At 59.8% G+C, this 18,555-nt stretch carries 17 protein-coding genes and 1 pseudogene; 16 read left to right on the forward strand and 2 right to left on the reverse strand.

From position 1 onward, the window contains the following. The 8 genes from PH551_RS31620 to glcF all read left to right on the forward strand — a co-directional run. A partial coding sequence (locus PH551_RS31620) for an ABC transporter permease (RefSeq protein WP_483315456.1) occupies positions 1-353 on the forward strand: 353 nt, incomplete at its 5' end. Positions 354-413: 60 nt separating this feature from the next. Next, entirely contained in the window at positions 414-1,193 is a 780-nt protein-coding gene (locus PH551_RS31625) for a LamB/YcsF family protein (RefSeq protein WP_285196296.1), read from the forward strand. Then, positions 1,186-2,784, forward strand: coding sequence for a 5-oxoprolinase subunit B/C family protein (locus PH551_RS31630; RefSeq protein WP_285196297.1), 1,599 nt, complete (start codon positions 1,186-1,188; stop codon positions 2,782-2,784). The genes PH551_RS31625 and PH551_RS31630 overlap by 8 nt, the downstream gene beginning before the upstream one ends. Continuing rightward, positions 2,781-4,490 (forward strand): acetyl/propionyl/methylcrotonyl-CoA carboxylase subunit alpha, encoded by a 1,710-nt coding sequence (locus PH551_RS31635; protein ID WP_285196298.1) that lies wholly within the window; start codon positions 2,781-2,783, stop codon positions 4,488-4,490. Before PH551_RS31630 ends, PH551_RS31635 begins: the two co-directional genes overlap by 4 nt. Positions 4,491-4,512: 22 nt before the next feature. Next, positions 4,513-5,574, forward strand: coding sequence for a lipoyl synthase (lipA, locus tag PH551_RS31640; RefSeq protein ID WP_285196299.1), 1,062 nt, complete (start codon positions 4,513-4,515; stop codon positions 5,572-5,574). Continuing rightward, positions 5,565-7,022, forward strand: a complete 1,458-nt coding sequence (locus PH551_RS31645) for an FAD-linked oxidase C-terminal domain-containing protein (RefSeq protein ID WP_285196301.1) — start codon at positions 5,565-5,567, stop codon at positions 7,020-7,022. The genes lipA and PH551_RS31645 overlap by 10 nt, the downstream gene beginning before the upstream one ends. Continuing rightward, positions 7,012-8,163 carry an FAD-binding protein gene (locus tag PH551_RS31650; RefSeq protein WP_285196302.1) on the forward strand — a complete coding sequence of 384 codons (1,152 nt, stop codon included), beginning with the start codon at positions 7,012-7,014 and terminating at the stop codon, positions 8,161-8,163. Before PH551_RS31645 ends, PH551_RS31650 begins: the two co-directional genes overlap by 11 nt. Position 8,164: 1 nt before the next feature. Beyond that, entirely contained in the window at positions 8,165-9,490 is a 1,326-nt protein-coding gene (glcF, locus tag PH551_RS31655) for a glycolate oxidase subunit GlcF (RefSeq protein WP_285196303.1), read from the forward strand. 5 nt (positions 9,491-9,495) lie between these two features. Here the strand turns inward: glcF and bhcR are convergent, their stop codons facing one another. Beyond that, entirely contained in the window at positions 9,496-10,305 is an 810-nt protein-coding gene (gene bhcR, locus PH551_RS31660) for an HTH-type transcriptional regulator BhcR (protein WP_285196304.1), read from the reverse strand. A gap of 195 nt (positions 10,306-10,500) precedes the next feature. Between bhcR and bhcA the strand changes: the two genes are divergently transcribed. The 8 genes from bhcA (at position 10,501) to PH551_RS31700 (ending at position 18,055) form a co-directional block, all read left to right on the forward strand. Continuing rightward, positions 10,501-11,691 carry an L-aspartate--glyoxylate aminotransferase BhcA gene (bhcA, locus tag PH551_RS31665; protein ID WP_285196305.1) on the forward strand — a complete coding sequence of 397 codons (1,191 nt, stop codon included), beginning with the start codon at positions 10,501-10,503 and terminating at the stop codon, positions 11,689-11,691. A gap of 9 nt (positions 11,692-11,700) precedes the next feature. Further along, on the forward strand, positions 11,701-12,648 hold the full coding sequence (bhcB, locus tag PH551_RS31670) for a beta-hydroxyaspartate dehydratase BhcB (protein ID WP_285196306.1): 948 nt from the start codon (positions 11,701-11,703) through the stop codon (positions 12,646-12,648). A gap of 11 nt (positions 12,649-12,659) precedes the next feature. Next, complete coding sequence (bhcC, locus tag PH551_RS31675) at positions 12,660-13,823, forward strand: 3-hydroxy-D-aspartate aldolase BhcC (protein WP_285196307.1); 1,164 nt, start codon at positions 12,660-12,662, stop codon at positions 13,821-13,823. A gap of 36 nt (positions 13,824-13,859) precedes the next feature. Next, complete coding sequence (gene bhcD / locus PH551_RS31680) at positions 13,860-14,825, forward strand: iminosuccinate reductase BhcD (protein WP_285196308.1); 966 nt, start codon at positions 13,860-13,862, stop codon at positions 14,823-14,825. A 9-nt stretch (positions 14,826-14,834) separates the two neighbouring features. Further along, a complete protein-coding gene (locus tag PH551_RS31685; RefSeq protein WP_285196309.1) occupies positions 14,835-15,854 on the forward strand; it encodes a type I glyceraldehyde-3-phosphate dehydrogenase in 1,020 nt (339 codons plus the stop codon). Beyond that, a complete protein-coding gene (locus tag PH551_RS31690; protein WP_285196310.1) occupies positions 15,841-16,848 on the forward strand; it encodes a phosphate acyltransferase in 1,008 nt (335 codons plus the stop codon). Before PH551_RS31685 ends, PH551_RS31690 begins: the two co-directional genes overlap by 14 nt. 38 nt (positions 16,849-16,886) lie before the next feature. Beyond that, positions 16,887-17,075 (forward strand): hypothetical protein, encoded by a 189-nt coding sequence (locus PH551_RS31695; RefSeq protein ID WP_285196311.1) that lies wholly within the window; start codon positions 16,887-16,889, stop codon positions 17,073-17,075. A gap of 74 nt (positions 17,076-17,149) precedes the next feature. After that, positions 17,150-18,055: an AraC family transcriptional regulator gene (locus PH551_RS31700; RefSeq protein ID WP_285196312.1), complete on the forward strand. Its 906-nt coding sequence runs from the start codon at positions 17,150-17,152 to the stop codon at positions 18,053-18,055. A gap of 168 nt (positions 18,056-18,223) precedes the next feature. Here PH551_RS31700 and PH551_RS31705 read toward each other — a convergent pair. Then, positions 18,224-18,555: pseudogene (locus PH551_RS31705) on the reverse strand (MurR/RpiR family transcriptional regulator); the annotation flags it as partial.

Below are 18,555 nucleotides of genomic sequence, written 5' to 3' on the forward strand. Positions count from 1 at the left end.
CGGGCATCGACATCGGATCCCATCTCATCAAGGTCTACATCGTCGCAGGCGTGCTCTCCGGACTGGCTGGCGTCGTCACCGCTGCCCGCGCAGCATCCGCCCAGCCGACCATGGGCACCGCATACGAACTCGACGCCATCGCCGCTGCCGTCATCGGCGGCACATCGCTGGCCGGCGGTTCCGGCCGCATAACAGGAACGCTGATCGGAACAATCATCCTCGGCGTCATCACATCCGGCTTCACCTTCCTCAAGATCGGATCCTATTACCAGGAGATCATCAAGGGAGCCATCATCGTACTCGCCGTCGTCATCGATCAATACAGACGATCAAGACAGGCTAGGGGATCTTAACGGGCAAGGCTGCGGCGGTGGGATCATCCCATCGCCCAATCGCTCAAGAACAGGCGCAAAATGGCGACGATAGATTTGAACAGCGATCTCGGTGAAAGCTTCGGCCCATGGCAGATGGGCGACGATGCTGCTTTGCTGAAGATTGTCTCCAGCGCGAATATCGCATGCGGCTTCCATGCGGGCGATCCTGCCGGAATTCTCAAGGTGTTGCATGCGGCCCAAGCGTGCGGCGTGGTGGTCGGCGCGCATGTCGGCTACAGAGATCTGGTCGGATTTGGCCGTAGAAATATGGACCCCGCAAGTCCCGAGCTCATTGCCGATACGATTTATCAGATTGGCGCCCTTCAAGCGCTGGCCGCCGCCGCTGGGACATCGGTGCGCTACGTCAAGCCGCATGGAGCGCTCTACAATACCATCGCCCACGATTCGAGACAGGCATCGGACGTGATCAGCGCTATCCGGCAGCTCGACAAGGGGCTGGCGGTGGTTGCTTTGTCTGGCTCGCAATTCGTTGAGCAGGCACGATCGGCTGGCTTGAAGGTCATATGTGAAGCCTTTGCGGATCGGGCCTACAATCGCGATGGCAGCCTTGTCAGCCGCCGCCAGCCCGGCGCCGTCATTCATGACAGCCGCGAGGTCTGCGCGCGAATGCTGCGCCTCGTGCAGGAGGGACGGATAACGGCCATCGACGGGACAGATATCGCAATCGAGGCACAATCGATTTGTGTCCACGGCGATAGCCCGGACGCCGTGGCCATCGCCAGGTCATTGCGCAAAACCTTCTCGACACACGCGATTGCAATCCGGTCCTTCGCATCGGGGGTCGAAGACAATGTCTGAGAACATGCGGTTCCTGCCGTCTGGATCAAGTTCGCTACTCGTCGAACTCGATGGGTTACAAGAGACCCTCAGCCTTCTCGACGCGCTGCGTGCCCACCTTCCAGAGGGCGTAAGAGACGTCATCCCCGCCGCGCGCACCATCATGGTGGATTATGATCCGGCAATCGTCAGCCGCCATGCCTTGATACAACTGATCTCCAGTCTTGACCTGTCTTCGCAGGCGGTGCGTCATGGTGAAACCTTCGAGATTCCTGTAAACTATGATGGAGAGGATTTGCCGGACGTGGCCGATCTGCTCGGCTGCACGCAAGCCGAGGTAATCCGACGTCATACCGAGGCGACATTCATCGTTGCGTTCGCGGGCTTCGCACCGGGTTTTGCTTACATGACCTGTGACGATCCGATTTTCAATGTTCCGAGGCGAACCACCCCTCGGGTCAGAATACCTGCCGGCTCCGTCGCGCTCGCCGGGAGGTTCGGCGGTGTCTATCCGTCCGACAGTCCGGGCGGGTGGCAACTGATCGGCCGCACTCCGCTCGAGATGTGGGACCTGTCACGCGAGCGCGCCGCTCTGCTGACGCCTGGTGATCGGGTCCGGTTCGTGGACCTTGCACGGATGGACACCTCGGAGTCGCCGAAGTTCGCAAAATCGCTTCCGAAAAAGCGGCTTCCGGCAAAAGGCGGCATTCGTGTCATTCGCGCCGACCGTCCGGCGCTCTACCAGGATCTTGGACGAAGCGGACGGTCCGGCCAGGGCGTCTCGACGTCCGGAGCAATGGATCGCGAAAGCTTGCGGCGTGCGAACCTGGCTGTCGGAAATGCGCAGACGGAAGGTGCTATCGAGATTGCATTCGGTTGCTTTGAATTGAGGGCAGACCGACCCATCACCGTCGCGGTGACAGGGGCGACATGCCCGCTGACCATCCGCACGCCCAGCGGCCGGCAACTGGGTGCCGCCCACGGTGAGGCGATCGCACTCGACGAGGGTGACGAGCTGGTGCTCGGCTTTCCCGACAGAGGCAGCCGCAGTTATCTCGCGTTGCGCGGCGGCTTCGCCGTTGACGCTGTTCTCGGCTCGGTATCGCTGGACACGCTCGCCAAGATCGGACCCGATCCGATCACCGAAGGTGACTTTCTCGTTCCTGCCGGCCGGCAAGCCAATGCGGTCTGCCTGGGAGGACCGCCACCCCGGTTGCCGGACGACAAGCTGCCGGTGACGCTTGATGTCATCCTCGGTCCCCGAGCGGATTGGTTCACCCCGAACGGCGTCGATACCCTCCTCGGACAGGAGTGGGTGGTAACGCCGGAATCCAGCCGTGTCGGCATTCGTCTTGCCGGAGCGTGGACCATCGAGCGGAAAGACGACGCCGAGCTTCCGTCGGAAGCGACGGTGCTCGGCGCGATTCAGGTTCCGCATAGCGGCCAACCCGTCCTTTTTGCGGCCGACCATCCCTTGACGGGCGGCTATCCGGTCATCGCGGTTGTTGCCGCCCACCACCTGGACCTTGCTGGCCAGCTTCCGATCGGCGCACGCGTCCGGTTCAAGGCGACAGGCGATCAAAATCATATCGTTGGGGAGACAGGCAGATGAAAAAACTTCTTATCGCAAATCGGGGTGAGATCGCCGTCCGTATTGCCCGCGCAGCCCGCGACTATGGGATAAAATCGGTTGCGATCTACTCGGACGCCGATGTCCGCTCGCTTCATGCCGAAGTCGCCGACGAGGCTTACGGCCTCGGGCCGGGCAGGCCAAGCGAAACCTATCTCGACATAGACAAGATCCTCGCGATCGCCGTCCGCTCCCGTGCCGACGCAATTCACCCCGGATATGGCTTTCTTTCCGAACGGGCCGAATTCGCCAAGGCGGTCATCGATGCCGGCCTTATCTGGGTGGGGCCGAAGCCTGAGGTCATTACCGCTCTGGGTGACAAGGTCGAAGCGCGTCGCATCGCTGCCAAGGTTGGCGCTCCGCTCGTCAAGGGATCGGACGGGCCGTTGGCGTCGGCTGCCGAGGCTGTCGCCTTCGCCAAGAAAGCCGGGTTGCCGCTCGCCATCAAGGCGGCATTCGGTGGAGGCGGACGCGGGATGAAGGTGGCCTGGAAGCTGGAAGAGGTTGGCGAACTGTTCGATTCGGCCGTTCGCGAGGCAACAGAGGCCTTCGGACGCGGCGAGTGCTACGCCGAGCAATTTCTCGACAAACCGAGGCATGTCGAAGCCCAGATCGTTGCCGACACGCGAGGAAATACGGTCGTGCTGGGGACACGCGATTGCTCGCTTCAGCGCAGGAACCAAAAGCTGGTCGAAGAGGCGCCTGCGCCTTTCGTTACTGAAGAACAGCGGACTCGGATACATGACTCCGCCCGCGCTATCTGCGTGGAGGCGGGCTATACCGGCGCGGGAACGGTGGAATTCCTTCTCGCGCAGAACGGCGTCATTTCGTTCCTGGAAGTCAACACCCGATTGCAGGTGGAACATCCGGTCACAGAGGAAACGACCGGTATCGATATCGTTGTCGAACAGCTGCGAATTGCCGACGGGCTTCCCCTCTCGGTCACGCAGACGCCGGCGCCGCGTTGCCATGCCTTCGAGTTCCGGATCAACGCCGAAGATGCGGGACGTGGCTTCCTGCCGACACCGGGGCTCATCAGCCTGTTCAGACCGCCTTCCGGACCAGGCGTGCGCCTGGATACAGGCGTTGAGACGGGATCGGAAATACCCGGCCTTTATGATTCGATGATGGCGAAGCTGGTCGTTACCGGATCCACACGAAACGAAGCGCTGGCGCGCGCCCGACGAGCGCTTTCAGAATTTCGTATTGAAGGCGTCGCTTCAGTCCTGCCGTTCCATCGCGCAGTGGTCGATGAGCCTGATTTTGTCGCAGATTCGGGGTTCAAGGTCTTTACGAACTGGATCGAGACCAGCTTTCGCGGAATTGAGCCGGATGCGCGGGTCGCCGTCGCTGAGACCGGCGTGATCCGCAGCTTCATGGAAATCGACGGAAAGCGCCATTCGATCGCATTACCCGCTCATCTTTTCGCCGGCGCCGCCATTCCGACAGTGCCGGTCTCCAGCGCGGTGATCGCTGGAGACGACGCGGTTACCGCACCGATAGCCGGGACGCTCCAGCAATGGCTCGTCGAAAACGGAGCTCAAGTCGAGAAAGGTGATCCGGTCGCGGTGATCGAGGCGATGAAGATGGAGACACGCATCAACGCACCGAAATCCGGCCAGATTGAAATCGGCGTCGAGAAGGGCTCCGTGGTGAGCTTCGGTGCAAAGCTCGCGGCAATTCATTGATCGCTTGTCAGGTAAATCCGTGATGGTGACAGTTTTTGATATCATTGGTCCCGACGCCAAGCGCGTGCGCCATCCCGAAAAAGCGCATCGGCCCGATACCGAGGTCATGCGCAAGCCGGACTGGATCCGCGTCAAGGCGCCGACCTCCAAGGGTTATGCCGAGACGCGCGCGATCGTGAAGGAGCACAAGCTCGTCACCGTCTGCGAGGAAGCCGGCTGCCCGAATATCGGCGAGTGCTGGGACAAGAAACACGCCACTTTCATGATCATGGGCGAGATCTGTACCCGCGCCTGTGCCTTCTGCAATGTCGCGACCGGCAAGCCGAACGCGCTCGATATGGCCGAGCCCGAGAATGTCGCCAAGGCGGTCAAGGAGATGGGCCTCTCCCACGTCGTCATCACCTCGGTCGACCGTGACGATCTCGAAGACGGCGGTGCCGAGCACTTCGAAAAGGTGATCTGGGCGATCCGTGCCGCTTCGCCGGCAACGACGATCGAAATCCTGACACCCGACTTCCTGAAGAAGCCGGGTGCCTTGGAGCGCGTCGTCGCCGCCAAGCCCGATGTCTTCAACCACAATATGGAAACGGTTCCCGGCAACTACCTGACCGTTCGCCCCGGCGCCCGTTATTTCCATTCCATCCGGCTCTTGCAGCGGGTGAAGGAACTCGATCCCACAATGTTCACCAAGTCGGGCATCATGGTCGGCCTCGGCGAGGAGCGCAACGAAGTTCTGCAGTTGATGGACGACCTGCGCACCGCCGATGTCGACTTCCTGACGATCGGCCAATATCTGCAGCCGACCCGCAAACACCACAAGGTCGAAAGCTTCGTCACCCCGGACGAGTTCAAGTCCTACGAGACCGTCGCCTACAGCAAGGGCTTCCTGATGGTCGCCTCCAGCCCGCTGACCCGTTCTTCTCACCATGCCGGCGATGATTTTGCCCGGTTGCGGGCGGCACGGGAGAGAAGATCCAAGGAAGTAAACAACAATCCGCGTCACGGTGATCGGACACGTCCTGGCGAGCGGGTCGCGTCCGATCAGTTCGTCACAGATAAAAGCCGGGGAGACGAATGTCACTGATTGCAATGCCAACGGCGAGTGCCGACATTCTCTCGCGCGCATCTCAGATAGTCGCAAGCCTTGAGGCAGTCCTGCCCCCCGGCACCGTCATCAGCGGGATCGAGGAAACCCGGGCCTATGAGTGCGACGCTCTGACGGCCTATCGATGCCCGCCGCTCGCCGTGGTTCTTCCTCGAAGCACCGATGAGGTCGCGCTCGCCATGCGGACCTGTCATGAGCTCGGCGTCCCCGTCATCCCCCGAGGCGCCGGAACATCACTTGCGGGCGGTGCGCTGCCGACGGCCGATAGTGTCGTGATCAGCACGATACGCCTGTGCGATATCCTCGAGATCGACACAGCCAATCGCTACATTCGCGTCCAAACCGGGGTCACGAATCTGGCGGTTACGGCGGAACTGGAAGCTGAGGGCTTTTTCTACGCGCCCGATCCTTCCTCGCAGCTCGCGTGCACGATCGCCGGCAACATAGCGATGAATTCCGGTGGTGCGCATTGTCTCAAATACGGCGTCACCACCAACAACCTTCTGGGGGTCCGCATTGTGACGGCGGCGGGCGAGATCGCCGAGATCGGTGGAACGACGTGCGGCACCTTTGGCCTGGACCTTCTGGGGCTGATGTGCGGATCGGAGGGTCAGTTGGCAATCGTGACCGAGGCGGTGCTGAAGATCGTCCCGAAGCCGGAAGGGGCACGACCGATGCTGATCGCCTTTGATAGCGCGGAAGTCGCGGGTGAGTGCGTAGCACGCATCATTCGCTCCGGCCTGCTGCCGGTCGCGATCGAATATATGGACGATGTCTGCCTGCGGGCCGTCGAAGCCTTCGCCAAAGCCGGCTATCCCGTCTGCGCCGCACTCCTGATCGTTGAAGTGGAAGGCTCGGAAGATGAGATACGGAGCCAAACCGAAGCCATTTATTCGATCGCGTCTCAGCTCAATCCCGTCGAATTTCGCAGCAGCAGAAATGCCGAGGAATCGCTTGCCATCTGGAAGGGTCGGAAGTCGGCATTCGGGGCCATGGGCCGGCTTGGCGATTATCTCTGCCTCGACGGAACCGTTCCCGTATCGCAATTGCCCTATACACTGAAACGGATTGGAGAACTGTCGAAGGTCTATGGCCTGGAGGTGGCAAACGTCTTTCATGCCGGCGATGGAAATATGCATCCACTCATCCTCTTCGATGCAAACACTCCCGGCGAACTCGAAAAGGCCGAGAGGTTTGGCGCCGACATTCTCAGCCTTTGCGTAGACGTCGGCGGATGCCTCAGCGGCGAGCATGGCATCGGCATAGAGAAGCGCGATCTGATGCCGAAACAATTCACATCGGTCGATCTTGCCCTTCAGATGGAGGTCAAGAGCGTCTTCGACCCCGGATGGTTGCTCAATCCGGCGAAGGTCTTTCCGTTGGATGCAAGCAGAGCTTTTCGCAAGGCGCACGCCGATGGTCGCTAAACCTTCTTTCGACGATAATTGTCTCGCGCCGACGTCTGAAGACGAATTGTCGGACCTTGTTACCGAGAGCGCCCGGTCCGGAGCGCAGCTTCGCGTCATCGGCGGTGGTACGCGTCTCGAACCGATGAGCTTGGCAAGCGGGCAGAAGGCCGTATCCACGCGACTGATAACCGGGGTTGTCGACTACGAGCCTGGCGCATTGACACTCGTGGCGCGCGCCGGCACGCCGCTGCATCAGATCGAGACCTTGCTGGAAGGCGAAGGTCAGATCCTGGCCTTTGAGCCGATGGACCATCGTCATCTGCTGGAAACGACAGGCACACCGACGGTCGGGGGTATGGTCGGTGCAAATGTCTGCGGCCCGCGCCGATTGTTTGCCGGCGCCTGCCGCGACCATTTGCTCGGTGTTCGTTTCGTCGACGGGTCGGGACGGGTCGTCAAGAACGGCGGACGCGTGATGAAGAATGTCACGGGTCTTGACCTCAGCAAATTGATCTGCGGATCGTTTGGAACCCTGGGAATTGTGACCGAGGTTTCCATCAAGACGGCGCCCGCTCCGGAAAGAGAGGAAACGCTAGTTTTCGGCGACGTCACGGTTTCCGAGGCAAATGTTATCTTTACAACGGCGCTCGCAACGCCCTTCGAGATTTCCGGCGCTGCCTACAGCCGACGGACGGCAACGCTCCGGATCCAGGGCTTTCCGCAACAGATTGCCTCTCGCCGTGAACGACTGAAAGAACTGTTCCGCAACTATTCGATCGATGTTTTCGACGGGGAGCGAAGCAAGCAGTATTGGATCGGCATGCGCGACGTCCGGCATTTTGCCGCTACCGGGCACCCCGTCTGGCAGATCCTGGTCCGGCCGACGGATGCGCTTGGTGTCGTATCGGGTCTGGAGCGCCTGGGCGGCACCACCTCACTGGATTGGGGTGGCGGGCTTATCTGGTATAACGGCGAGGCCCCGGAGGCCGACATTCGTCGCGTCTGCGGGCGCGGCCAGGCAAGAGCGGTTCGCAGAGCGGCCCTTGAGATCAAGTCGTTTTTTCCTCCTGAAAACGAATTCGTATCGCGCGTCAGCCGGTCGCTGCGCGCGGCGTTTGACCCGGCCGGGATTTTGAATTCCGATTTACTGGATCGCTGACATGCAGACGAACTTCGACAAGGCTCAGCTCGCCGACTCCGCCATCAAAAGATCAAACGAAATCCTTCGCTCTTGCGTCCATTGCGGCTTTTGCACAGCAACCTGCCCTACCTACAAGGTTCTCGGCGATGAACTCGACAGCCCGCGCGGGCGGATCTATCTCATCAAGGACATGTTGGAAAACAGCCGGGTCCCGGATGAGAAGACGGTCACGCATATCGACCGCTGCCTCAGCTGCCTGAGCTGCATGACGACGTGTCCGTCGGGTGTTCACTACATGCATCTGATCGACCATGCCCGCGAATATATCGAAACGCACTATAGACGGCCAATCATCGAGCGAGCGCTTCGGTGGATTTTGGCGCAGATATTGCCCTATCCCGGCAGGTTCAGGCTGGCTCTCCGCTCCGCGAGGCTTCTTCGCCCGATCAAAAGCCTGCTTCCGGACGCTCGGCTGCGAGCCATGCTGGACATGGTGCCGGAGCATGTGCCTGCGCCGAGCCGGAACGACAAGCCGCAGGTGTTCCGCGCCGCCGGCGAGCGACGAAAGCGGGTGGCACTTCTGACCGGATGTGCGCAGCGCGCGCTGAACACCGACATCAATGATGCGACGATCAGGCTTTTGACGCGCCATGGCTGCGATGTCGTGATCCCCAAGGATCTCGGTTGCTGCGGCGCAATCACCCATCATATGGGAAAGGCAGCACAAAGCCATGCTGCTGCCGCCGCCGCGATCAACGCTTTCACCGCGGAAATCGAGGGGGAGGGTCTCGACGCCATCGTCATCAATACGTCGGGGTGCGGAACGACCGTCAAGGATTACGCCCATATGTTCCGCGACGACCCGCTGGCGGGGAGAGCGGCGCGCGTTGCGGCACTGGCCAAGGACATTACGGAATTGATGAATGAACTCGGCGAGCTTCGGCAACCGCTCCTGAAAGAGCGGTTGCGCGTCGGCTATCACGCCGCCTGTTCGCTTCAGCACGGCCAGCAGATCAAATCGCTCCCGAAGGACCTGTTGAAGAGCGCGGGATTCGAGGTTTTCGAGCCGAAGGATGCTCATATCTGCTGCGGATCGGCCGGAACCTACAATCTCATGCAACCGGCGATATCCGCAGAATTGCGAACCCGAAAGGTAAAATCCATCGAGTTCGTCAGGCCGGATGTCATTTGCGCCGGCAACATCGGTTGCATGGTCCAGATCGGCTCGGGAACCGACATACCGTTGGTTCACACTGTCGAACTGTTGGACTGGGCGACCGGCGGACCACGACCGCGTTCTCTGCCGTCCGTCGGGCCGCAGGTGCACGAGGGCGGATCGAGATGAGGAGCTTACGATGCGCCGAGCCGGTTGGAAACGAGCCTGGCGGCCTCGATAACGCGTTGACCTATACGCTTCACCTGCCGGTCGGGCATCCGATGCGCAGGCCCCGATACCGAGATTCCCGCGACTGCTTCACCGTGGACGTTCAAAACGGGAGCAGCGACACATCGCATTCCGGCGGCCTTTTCCTCATCATCGAAGGCATAGCCCCGTTGCCGCGTGATCTCCAATTCTTCCCTGAGCTGGTCGACCGTGCGCAAGGTATTGGCCGTGAAACGTTGGAGCGTCGTACCTTTGAAAAGGGCGCCGACCCTCTCTTCGTCATAGGTGCTGAGAAGTGCCTTTCCGATTCCGGAAGCGTGCAGGGGCGAGAGCGTGCCGGGCGGAAAGAAGGCCCGGATCGATTCATGGGTTTCGACTTGGCTCACGAACAAGACCTTTCCATTTTTCTCTATTCCAAGATTGGACGTCTCGCCCGTCTCCAGCATCAGCTCGCGCATGACGGGACGGCTTCGTTCGATCACATTCGTCCGTCTCAGGAACGCCGCGCCGAGGCGATAGGCTTCCGGGCCGATATGGAAAATCTGACCGTCCGGGCTCATCTCGACATAGTCCCGGCGTTCAAGGGTCGCCAGAACGCGGTGCATGGTCGCTGCGGACTGGCCCAAATGTTTCGCAAGCTCGGACAGCGTCATTCCCTCTGGCGACGCAAGCGCTTCCAGGACGTCCAAGGCGCGATCGAGCGACTGGACAACATTCTGCGTCTGAGGATCGTTGAATCCTTTCGGCCGCCCCCGGCGACGTACCGGCACAGTCATCGGCTTCTCCTTACAGAAACGAATTTAAATATGAGATGCACTGAAAAACATCATCATACAATGAAAAAATATAAGTATCTGATTTATATGACGTATATATACATTCCGCGAATTTTGAAAAATGTTTTCAAAAAAATATACTGCGGATCGAGGTCGTGCTACTCATAGGTTATCGACAGCAGGAAGCTTGGAAAAATGTATACGCAAAACCCCGTCTTCATACCTGGCCCGACGAACATGCCGGAAGTCTTGCGCCGGGCAGCGGATCTTCCGACGATCGATCACCGATCGGCAGCCTTTGCAGACATCCTTCAGCCGGCGCTCGCCGGTGTGAGGAAGGTCGTGAAGTCCGAAAATGCGGAGATCGTCGTATTTCCGGCAACCGGGAGCGGGGGATGGGAAGCAGCGGTTACCAATCTTTTGAGCCCGGGGGACAAGGTTCTCGCCGCCCGGCACGGGATGTTCAGTCATCGTTGGATCGATATGTGCCAGCGCCACGGACTGCAGGTAGATGCCGTCCACTCATCCTGGAAGCAGCCGCTTCCCCTGGCTGAATACGAAAAGAGGCTTTTTGCCGATAAGGGACACGACATCAAGGCGGTTCTGGTAACGCATAATGAGACTGCAACGGGGGTCAAGTCGGACGTCGGCGCGGTCCGCCGTCTCCTCGACGAAGCCAGGCATCCGGCGCTGCTTCTCGTCGACGGCGTGAGCTCGATTGCATCGATGGACTTTCGCATGGACGAATGGAAAGTCGATGCGGCGATCACCGGCTCCCAGAAAGGCTTCATGCTTCCCGTCGGCCTGGCGATCCTTGCGCTGTCGCCGAAGGCGATGCAGGCGACCCAGTCCGCAAAGCTCCATAGAGCGTTTTTCGACATCCGGGAGATGGCAAAAACCTATCCTTCGAGCGGCTATCCATACACGCCGTCCGTCGGACTGCTGAACGGATTGAAAGTATCGACCGAGTTGCTGCTCGAGGAGGGACTGGACAATGTCTTCAAGCGCCATGCCCGCATTGCATCAGGCGTACGTGCAGCTATTTCAGCCTGGGGATTGCGCCTTTACGCGCAGGAAGCAAGCTCGTACTCTGATACTGTAAGTGCGGTCGAGACCCCCGAAGGGTTTGATGCGACCGCCATCGTCACACATGCCGCGCAGAAGTACGCCGTCGCGTTTGGCGCCGGCTTGGGGGACGTCGCCGGCCTCGTCTTCCGCATCGGCCATGTCGGAAGCATGAGCGACGTTATGGCTCTATCAGGGATCGCGGCGGCCGAGATGGCGATGGCCGATCTGGGCTTGCCGATCCGCCTGGGCTCCGGTGTGGCGGCGGCACAAGAAATCTATCGCAACACCGCCGCTTCGCCGGTCCGCAACGCAGCCTGAGGGGCCGACATGTATATTCCGACGATCTCCGACGTGTTCGAGGCGCATGACCGTATTCGCCCCTTCATCCACCGGACACCCATCATCACCTCGAGCTACATCAATTCGCTGGCCGGCGCCGAGCTGTTCTTCAAATGCGAGAACCTCCAGAAAGCCGGCGCCTTTAAAGCCCGAGGAGCGTCAAATGCGGTCTTCGGCCTGAGCGACGAACAGGCTGCCAGGGGCGTCGCGACACATTCGTCCGGCAACCATGGGACATGCCTGTCCTATGCCGCAGGACGCCGCGGTATTCCTTGCACGGTCGTCATGCCGCGCAGCGCTCCGCAGGCCAAAAAGGACGCTGTGCGCGGTTACGGCGGCACGGTGGTCGAATGCGAACCCTCGACGTCTTCGCGGGAGGCGGTATTTGCCGAAGTCGTCGCGAAATCCGGAGCGGAATTCGTCCACCCTTACAACGACGCGCGCGTCATCGCCGGCCAGGCGACATGCTCGCGAGAACTGCTGGAACAGGTCGGCAATCTCGATGCCGTCATCGCGCCGATCGGCGGAGGCGGCATGGTTTCAGGCACGTGCCTGACCGCTTCCAACCTTGCCCCGCGCGTCAAAGTCTACGCTGCCGAACCGGAACAGGCCGATGACGCCTACAGAAGCTTCAAGGCGGGCCACATCATTGCCGACGACGCACCGAACACGGTTGCTGACGGGCTCAAGGTCCCGCTCAAGGATCTGACGTGGCATTTCGTGAAGCACAACGTCAGCGATATCCTGACCGCTTCCGAAGAGGAAATCATCGAGGCCATGAAGCTGATCTGGAAAAGAGCAAAGCTTGTCATGGAACCGTCGAGCGCCGTTCCGCTCGCCGCAATCTTGAAAAACAAAAGCATTTTCGCCGGCAAGCGTGTCGGCGTCATCATCACAGGCGGAAATGTCGATCTCGACACCCTGCCCTGGCAATGAAGGGGAATATCATGAACGCAGATGCAAAATTCAATCAGCTGGACGTTGGTTATGATGTACCGGCGGTACCGGGCATGTCCGTAGACGAAATCCAGACGCCGTGCCTGATCCTCGACCTCGACGCACTCGAGAGAAATATTCGCAAGATGGGCGACTATGCGAAGGCGCACAACATGCGTCATCGCGCCCACGGCAAGATGCATAAGTCGGTCGATGTCCTGCGGCTGCAAGAGAAGCTCGGCGGAGCGATCGGCGTATGTTGCCAGAAGGTTTCGGAAGCAGAAGTATTCGTGCGCGGCGGGATCAAGGACGTCCTTGTGTCGAACCAGGTCCGCGATCCGGCGAAGATCGACCGGCTTGCCCGGCTGCCCAAGCTCGGCGCGAGAATAATCGTCTGCGTCGACGACCCGGCCAACGTCGCAGAACTCGCGAGCGCTGCCCGCAAGCACGGCACGACCATCGAGTGCTTCGTTGAAATCGACGTCGGCGCGGGACGCTGCGGCGTGTCGTCAAGCGCTGCGGTGGTGGATCTCGCAAAGACCATTGCAGGAGCGCAGGGGCTCCGCTTCGCGGGCGTACAAGCCTATCAGGGTGCGATGCAGCATATCGACAAATATGCCGACCGAAAAGCGAAGCTCGATCTTGCCGTGGCACAGGTGAAGGAAGCCGTCGACGCTTTGAAGAAGGCCGGCCTGGAACCGGAACTCGTCAGCGGCGGCGGCACCGGCAGCTATTATTTCGAAAGCACGTCCGGTGTTTACAATGAGCTGCAGTGCGGAAGCTACGCGTTCATGGATGCCGACTACGGTCGCATTCTCGACGAGGACGGCAAGCGCATCGACAAGGGCGAATGGGAAAATTCCCTGTTTATCCTCACCAGCGTGATGAGCCATGCAAAAGCCGACAAGGCGATCTGCGATGCTGGACTCAAGGTGCAGTCGGTCGATTCCGGATTGCCTTTCGTCTACGGGCGGGACGACGTGAAATACATCAAGGCAACCGACGAACACGGTGTGATCGAGGATACTCAAGGCGTTCTCAAGATCAACGAGAAGCTTCGCTTGGTCCCCGGCCATTGCGACCCGACCTGCAACATCCATGACTGGTATGTCGGTGTGCGCAACGGCAAGGTCGAGACGCTCTGGCCGGTATCGGCTCGCGGCAAAGCCTACTAGTTCGCGAATTTCATTTTTGTCAGGATCAATCCGAACATGATCATCGTTCCCGAAAGCGCCATAGGCGAACTCGTTTCGCTCGAAGGTTGCGTTGACGCAGTCGAAAAAGTCTTCGTGTCCATGGCGGAGCGCTCGGCACATAACTTTCCGGTCGTGCGTGAAGCAATCGGCTATGCAGACGCGCTTTTCGGGTTCAAGTCGGGTTTCGACCGCGAGGGTCTTGCCCTTGGTCTGAAGGCAGGCGGGTTCTGGCCGAACAATGCGGACAAGGGGCTGACGAACCATCAGTCGACCGTGTTTCTGTTTGATCCGAAGACCGGTCGATGCCGCGCAGTTGTCGGAGGCAATCTTCTGACGGCACTTCGTACGGCTGCGGCGTCCGCTGTATCGATCAAGCACCTGGCGCGCAGGGACGCCAAAGTTTTGGGCATGGTTGGAGCGGGACATCAGGCGTCGTTCCAGCTGCGCGCCGCCGTGCAGCAACGACAATTCGAAAAGGTGGTTGCGTGGAACTACCATCCGGAAATGTTGCCCAAGCTTGCAGCGGTCGCCGAGGAACTCGCCGTTCCCTTCGAAGCGGTCGACCTCGACCGCCTGGGCGATGAAGCGGATGTGATCATTACGATCACGTCCTCCTTCCAGCCGATTCTCAAGGCGTCGCAGATCAGGCCTGGTACCCATCTGGCATGCATGGGCACAGACACGAAGGGCAAACAGGAGGTCGATCCGGCTCTTGTTGCGGCTGCAACGCTGTTTACCGACGAGATCGCCCAAGCGATCTCGATCGGCGAATGCCAGCATGCTGTCGCGCAGGGCATGATCGCTCCCATCGATCTCGTCGAGATCGGCGCCGTGATCAATGGGCAAAAACCCGGACGAACCTCGCCGGAGGAGATTACTCTCTTCGACGGCACCGGGGTCGGCCTTCAGGATCTGGCGGTTGCGCAGGCGGCGGTCGAACTGGCGCTGGCCAGGGGCATTGCCGTCGAGGTTGATTTTTAGGCACCGTCAATGGATCGCGCTCCGCTTCGTGTTGCCATTAACGGGTTTGGTCGGATCGGAAGGACTCTCCTGCGTCAGGCAATGGATAGGGTCGATGTCGATGTCGTGCTGATCAACGATATCGCATCGTCGGAGCTTGCCGCTTATCTTTTTCAGTATGACAGTGTCTTCGGCCCATGGCCCGGGTCGGCCGTCGTTGAAAACGATATGCTGCACGTCAACGGCCACTCGATTCCAATGACGGCCAGTGCCGACCTCGCCGAATTGGACCTGTGCGACATCGATGTTCTGTTCGAATGTACCGGTTCAGACGCCGCCGCCGCCAATGCACGCAGCTGCATCGGTAAAGGCATTGGCCAAGTAATCGTCTCCGGTCCGGCATCCTGGGCCGACGCCACACTGATACTCGGGGCAAACGCAGATTGCTTTCGGGGCGAGCGGATCGTTTCGAACGGTTCGTGCACGACGAACGCGCTTGCTCCGCTCCTGCGGCTTGTCGATGAACTCTTCGGCGTGGTCGGAGCTCAAATGACGACGGTCCACTGCTACACCGGCAGCCAACCAAGCGTGGATCAGCCACGTGGAGACTTCGCACGCAGCCGAGCCGCAGCGCTATCCATGGTGCCGACGACGACCAGCGCGCACCATCTTTTGAAAGACGTATTGCCGCATCTTGCCGGACTGGTGGAGGCTCGCGCGATTCGCGTTCCGACCGCGAGTGTCTCGGCGATTGATCTGACCGTCGCCGTTCGCCATAGCCGGACCGAGCGCGAAATGAGCGAAGATCTGAAAAGAGCAGCGACCTCGTCGGCGATAATAGGATGGACGGACAAGCCGCTCGTCTCCATCGACCTTCGCGCGCGGCCGGAATCGCTCGTGCTTTGCGGTCCCGAAATCTCGCTGGCACGAGGGGGGCTTCTGCGGCTCTTCGGCTGGTATGACAACGAATGGGCATTTGCCGCACGCATGCTCGACATGGCGGGCTATTTGCGGACGAAGCGCGAGGGGGAAAGCGATGCCGTTGCTTGACCCGACTGCTCAGCTATCACGCTTGCGCCGGATGCCGCGTTCGAGGAAACGGGTGATCTTTGCTGAGGGACACGACCCGCGGGTCCTTCGCGCCATTCAGCGCATTGTAGAAGAACAGTCCGCTATCCCGATCGTGATTGGCCACGAGAAAGATATCCGCAAACGGATTGCGGAAGCCAATATCGGCTTGAGGATGGGCCATGATCTGGAGGTCGTCGAACCGAATGGCGAGTTCGAATTTTTCGACCAGTGGCTGGCCTACAGCTCAGCACAGCAATTGAAATGGAGCGTTCCGGACCTGCCGATGTTCATCAGAGACAGCCGCAACACGGCCTCTGCCGCGCGGCTTGTAGACGGATCGCGCGCGGATTGTGTGATTTGCGGAACGTCGGGAGAGTTTCCCTGGCACTTCGTACAGTTGAAGGAAATCCTGGCGTCGCTGCAGCGGCAGACGACCGGCACGCTGTACCTGCTATTTGCCAACGAGCGGCTGCTATGTCTCTCCGACGTCCTGATCGAGGGTGCGGCAAATCCTTCCCAACTTGCGGAAATCGCCGTTGCCGCAGCGCAGCATATCTCGGTGATCGGCGCAAGGCCGAGGATCGCCCTGTGTCTGGATAGATGTGGGAAAGATATTTCGTCCCAGGGCGACAGACTGCGCGCGGCCGCGCAGATCGTAAAGACCATCGCGGCTGACATGGATGTAGACGGTCCGGTCGCTCTGACGGATGCGATCGGTGCTGTGGACGGAAGCGGCCGGACGCAAATGACGAGCACTCCCTACAACGTCCTCGTTTTCTCCAGGACCGGAATTGCAGCAACGGTGCGAGATGTATTGCGCTCGAATTCGGATTGGAGCGAAGTCGGGCCGTTTTTATTGGGAACAGCAAACCGCGCCCATATCGTCACGCCGGAGATTTCGTCCGAGGCACTGGTTGATATGGCTGCCTTTGCCGGAAGACACCTCGATGGATCCAACTCGTCCGTCGGATGAACGAGGGTAGAAATGAGCATAAACCTGCGGGGGGGATCATGACGACGAAGAAAATTGACGCTGAGGTTCAGGCTTGCGATTTGAAGGCGCATTATCGGCCGGTTGCGCTAAAGGCAGTGGTTGCTGCCCATTGCATCCGTCCAAAAATCGTCGATCGCGCCTCTCGTGAGGACGAGCCCCATAGGTTTGACCCTGGCTTCCACGGTTATCCTGAAGTGGACCCATGAATGCGACGTCCGAACTGGGCAATCCGTCGGCCGATGGTGTCATTTCATGATGTTGGGCGAGTGTCTTTCTCGTGATGGATGAGTGGTCGGATCAGGTTGCCAAACTTGCGGACGCGCTCGCGCCGACTGTCGGACACCATGCCACTTTGGCGCCCAGCGTCGGGATTTTCCGGGCGGAATCGGCGGTCAGCAACATTCCAAAATTCCTGCATCCCGGCGTACTCTTTGTCGTCCAGGGCATGGAAAGACTGTGCTGCGATGTCAACGTTCACATCGCAGACAGTGACCATTTTCTGCTCACTTCCGCGCCTGTGGAATTTCGTATCGACACGGAGGCTGCCGCCGCAATGCCGCTTCTTGCGATCCATGTCGCCTTCGATCCGGCTATGGCAATGGACATCGCTCAAGAAATCACGCGGCAAGATGGGTCGAAAGCCAGACCCGCAGCAATATGCCGGACTTGCGGAGTTATGGACGCGCCGTTGAGAGACCTCCTCGGCCGGCTGCTTAAGACACTTCGTGATCCGGTTTCCTGCCGCATTCTGATGCCCGGCCTTATTCGCGAACTCCACTTTCTCTTGCTTCAACGTCACGATGGTCCTGCCCTCCTCGCCGGGCTGCAGGGAGAGGGAACACGCGGCAAGGTGCTGAAGACAGCTGCCGAGCTCTTGAACCGGAGGCGGACGGGAATCTCGATAGACGCGGTTGCGGACGCTGCCGGGCTCGGTCTTTCATCCTACCACAGCCATTTTAAGGCGCTATTTGGCTCTACCCCGCTGGATTATCTGAAAGCGGCTAGACTTCATGAGGCCCGCAGTCTGCTTAAATCCCCCGACATTGGAATTGCCGTCGTCGCGCAGGCCGTCGGATACAAGGGTACCTCGCAATTCAGCCGGGAGTTCCACCGGCATTTCGGGCGCACAGCACGCGATGAACAGAAGCTTTTGGTGGCATTCCAGAGCGACATGGACCTTGTCTAGGCAAGCTTCCGCAATCAGCTCTCACGTCAGCAAAAGTACGTCGGTCAATTTCGGTGGAAATGCCGAGTCACCTATGGATGCCCGCTTAACAAGCGGTTCTTCGAAAAACTTTAAACGCGCGAGCCGCCGATATTTCCGGCTTGCGCCGCGAGCGGATCCCGTCAGCTATCAGGCATCCGTTTTCGAGCGCCGGGAGTTCTTTGTGCCGGCTGACAGGAGATATTCGCCGGAGTTGACCAGGAAGTGCTCGTTGTCACGAATTCGACGCTGTGCGGCCTCGCCGAGCCGGCTGATAGTCAGTGCGGCAAGGATGTTGGCGATGGCAATCGCACCGAGAGTGGATTCGGGGAAAGCCCGGCCGGACGACTGCGCCACGAAGTGCAGCAGCCCGGCAAACTTGCTGATGGGCGCGGCAAAGCTGTCGGTGATTGCGATGATGTGCGCTCCCGACTGAGACGCCTTTTCGGTCAATCTGTGCACGAGGCGATTGAATGGTGCGA

Origin of the sequence: Rhizobium atlanticum (genome assembly GCF_030182485.1) — a bacterium.
Lineage (GTDB): Bacteria > Pseudomonadota > Alphaproteobacteria > Rhizobiales > Rhizobiaceae > Rhizobium.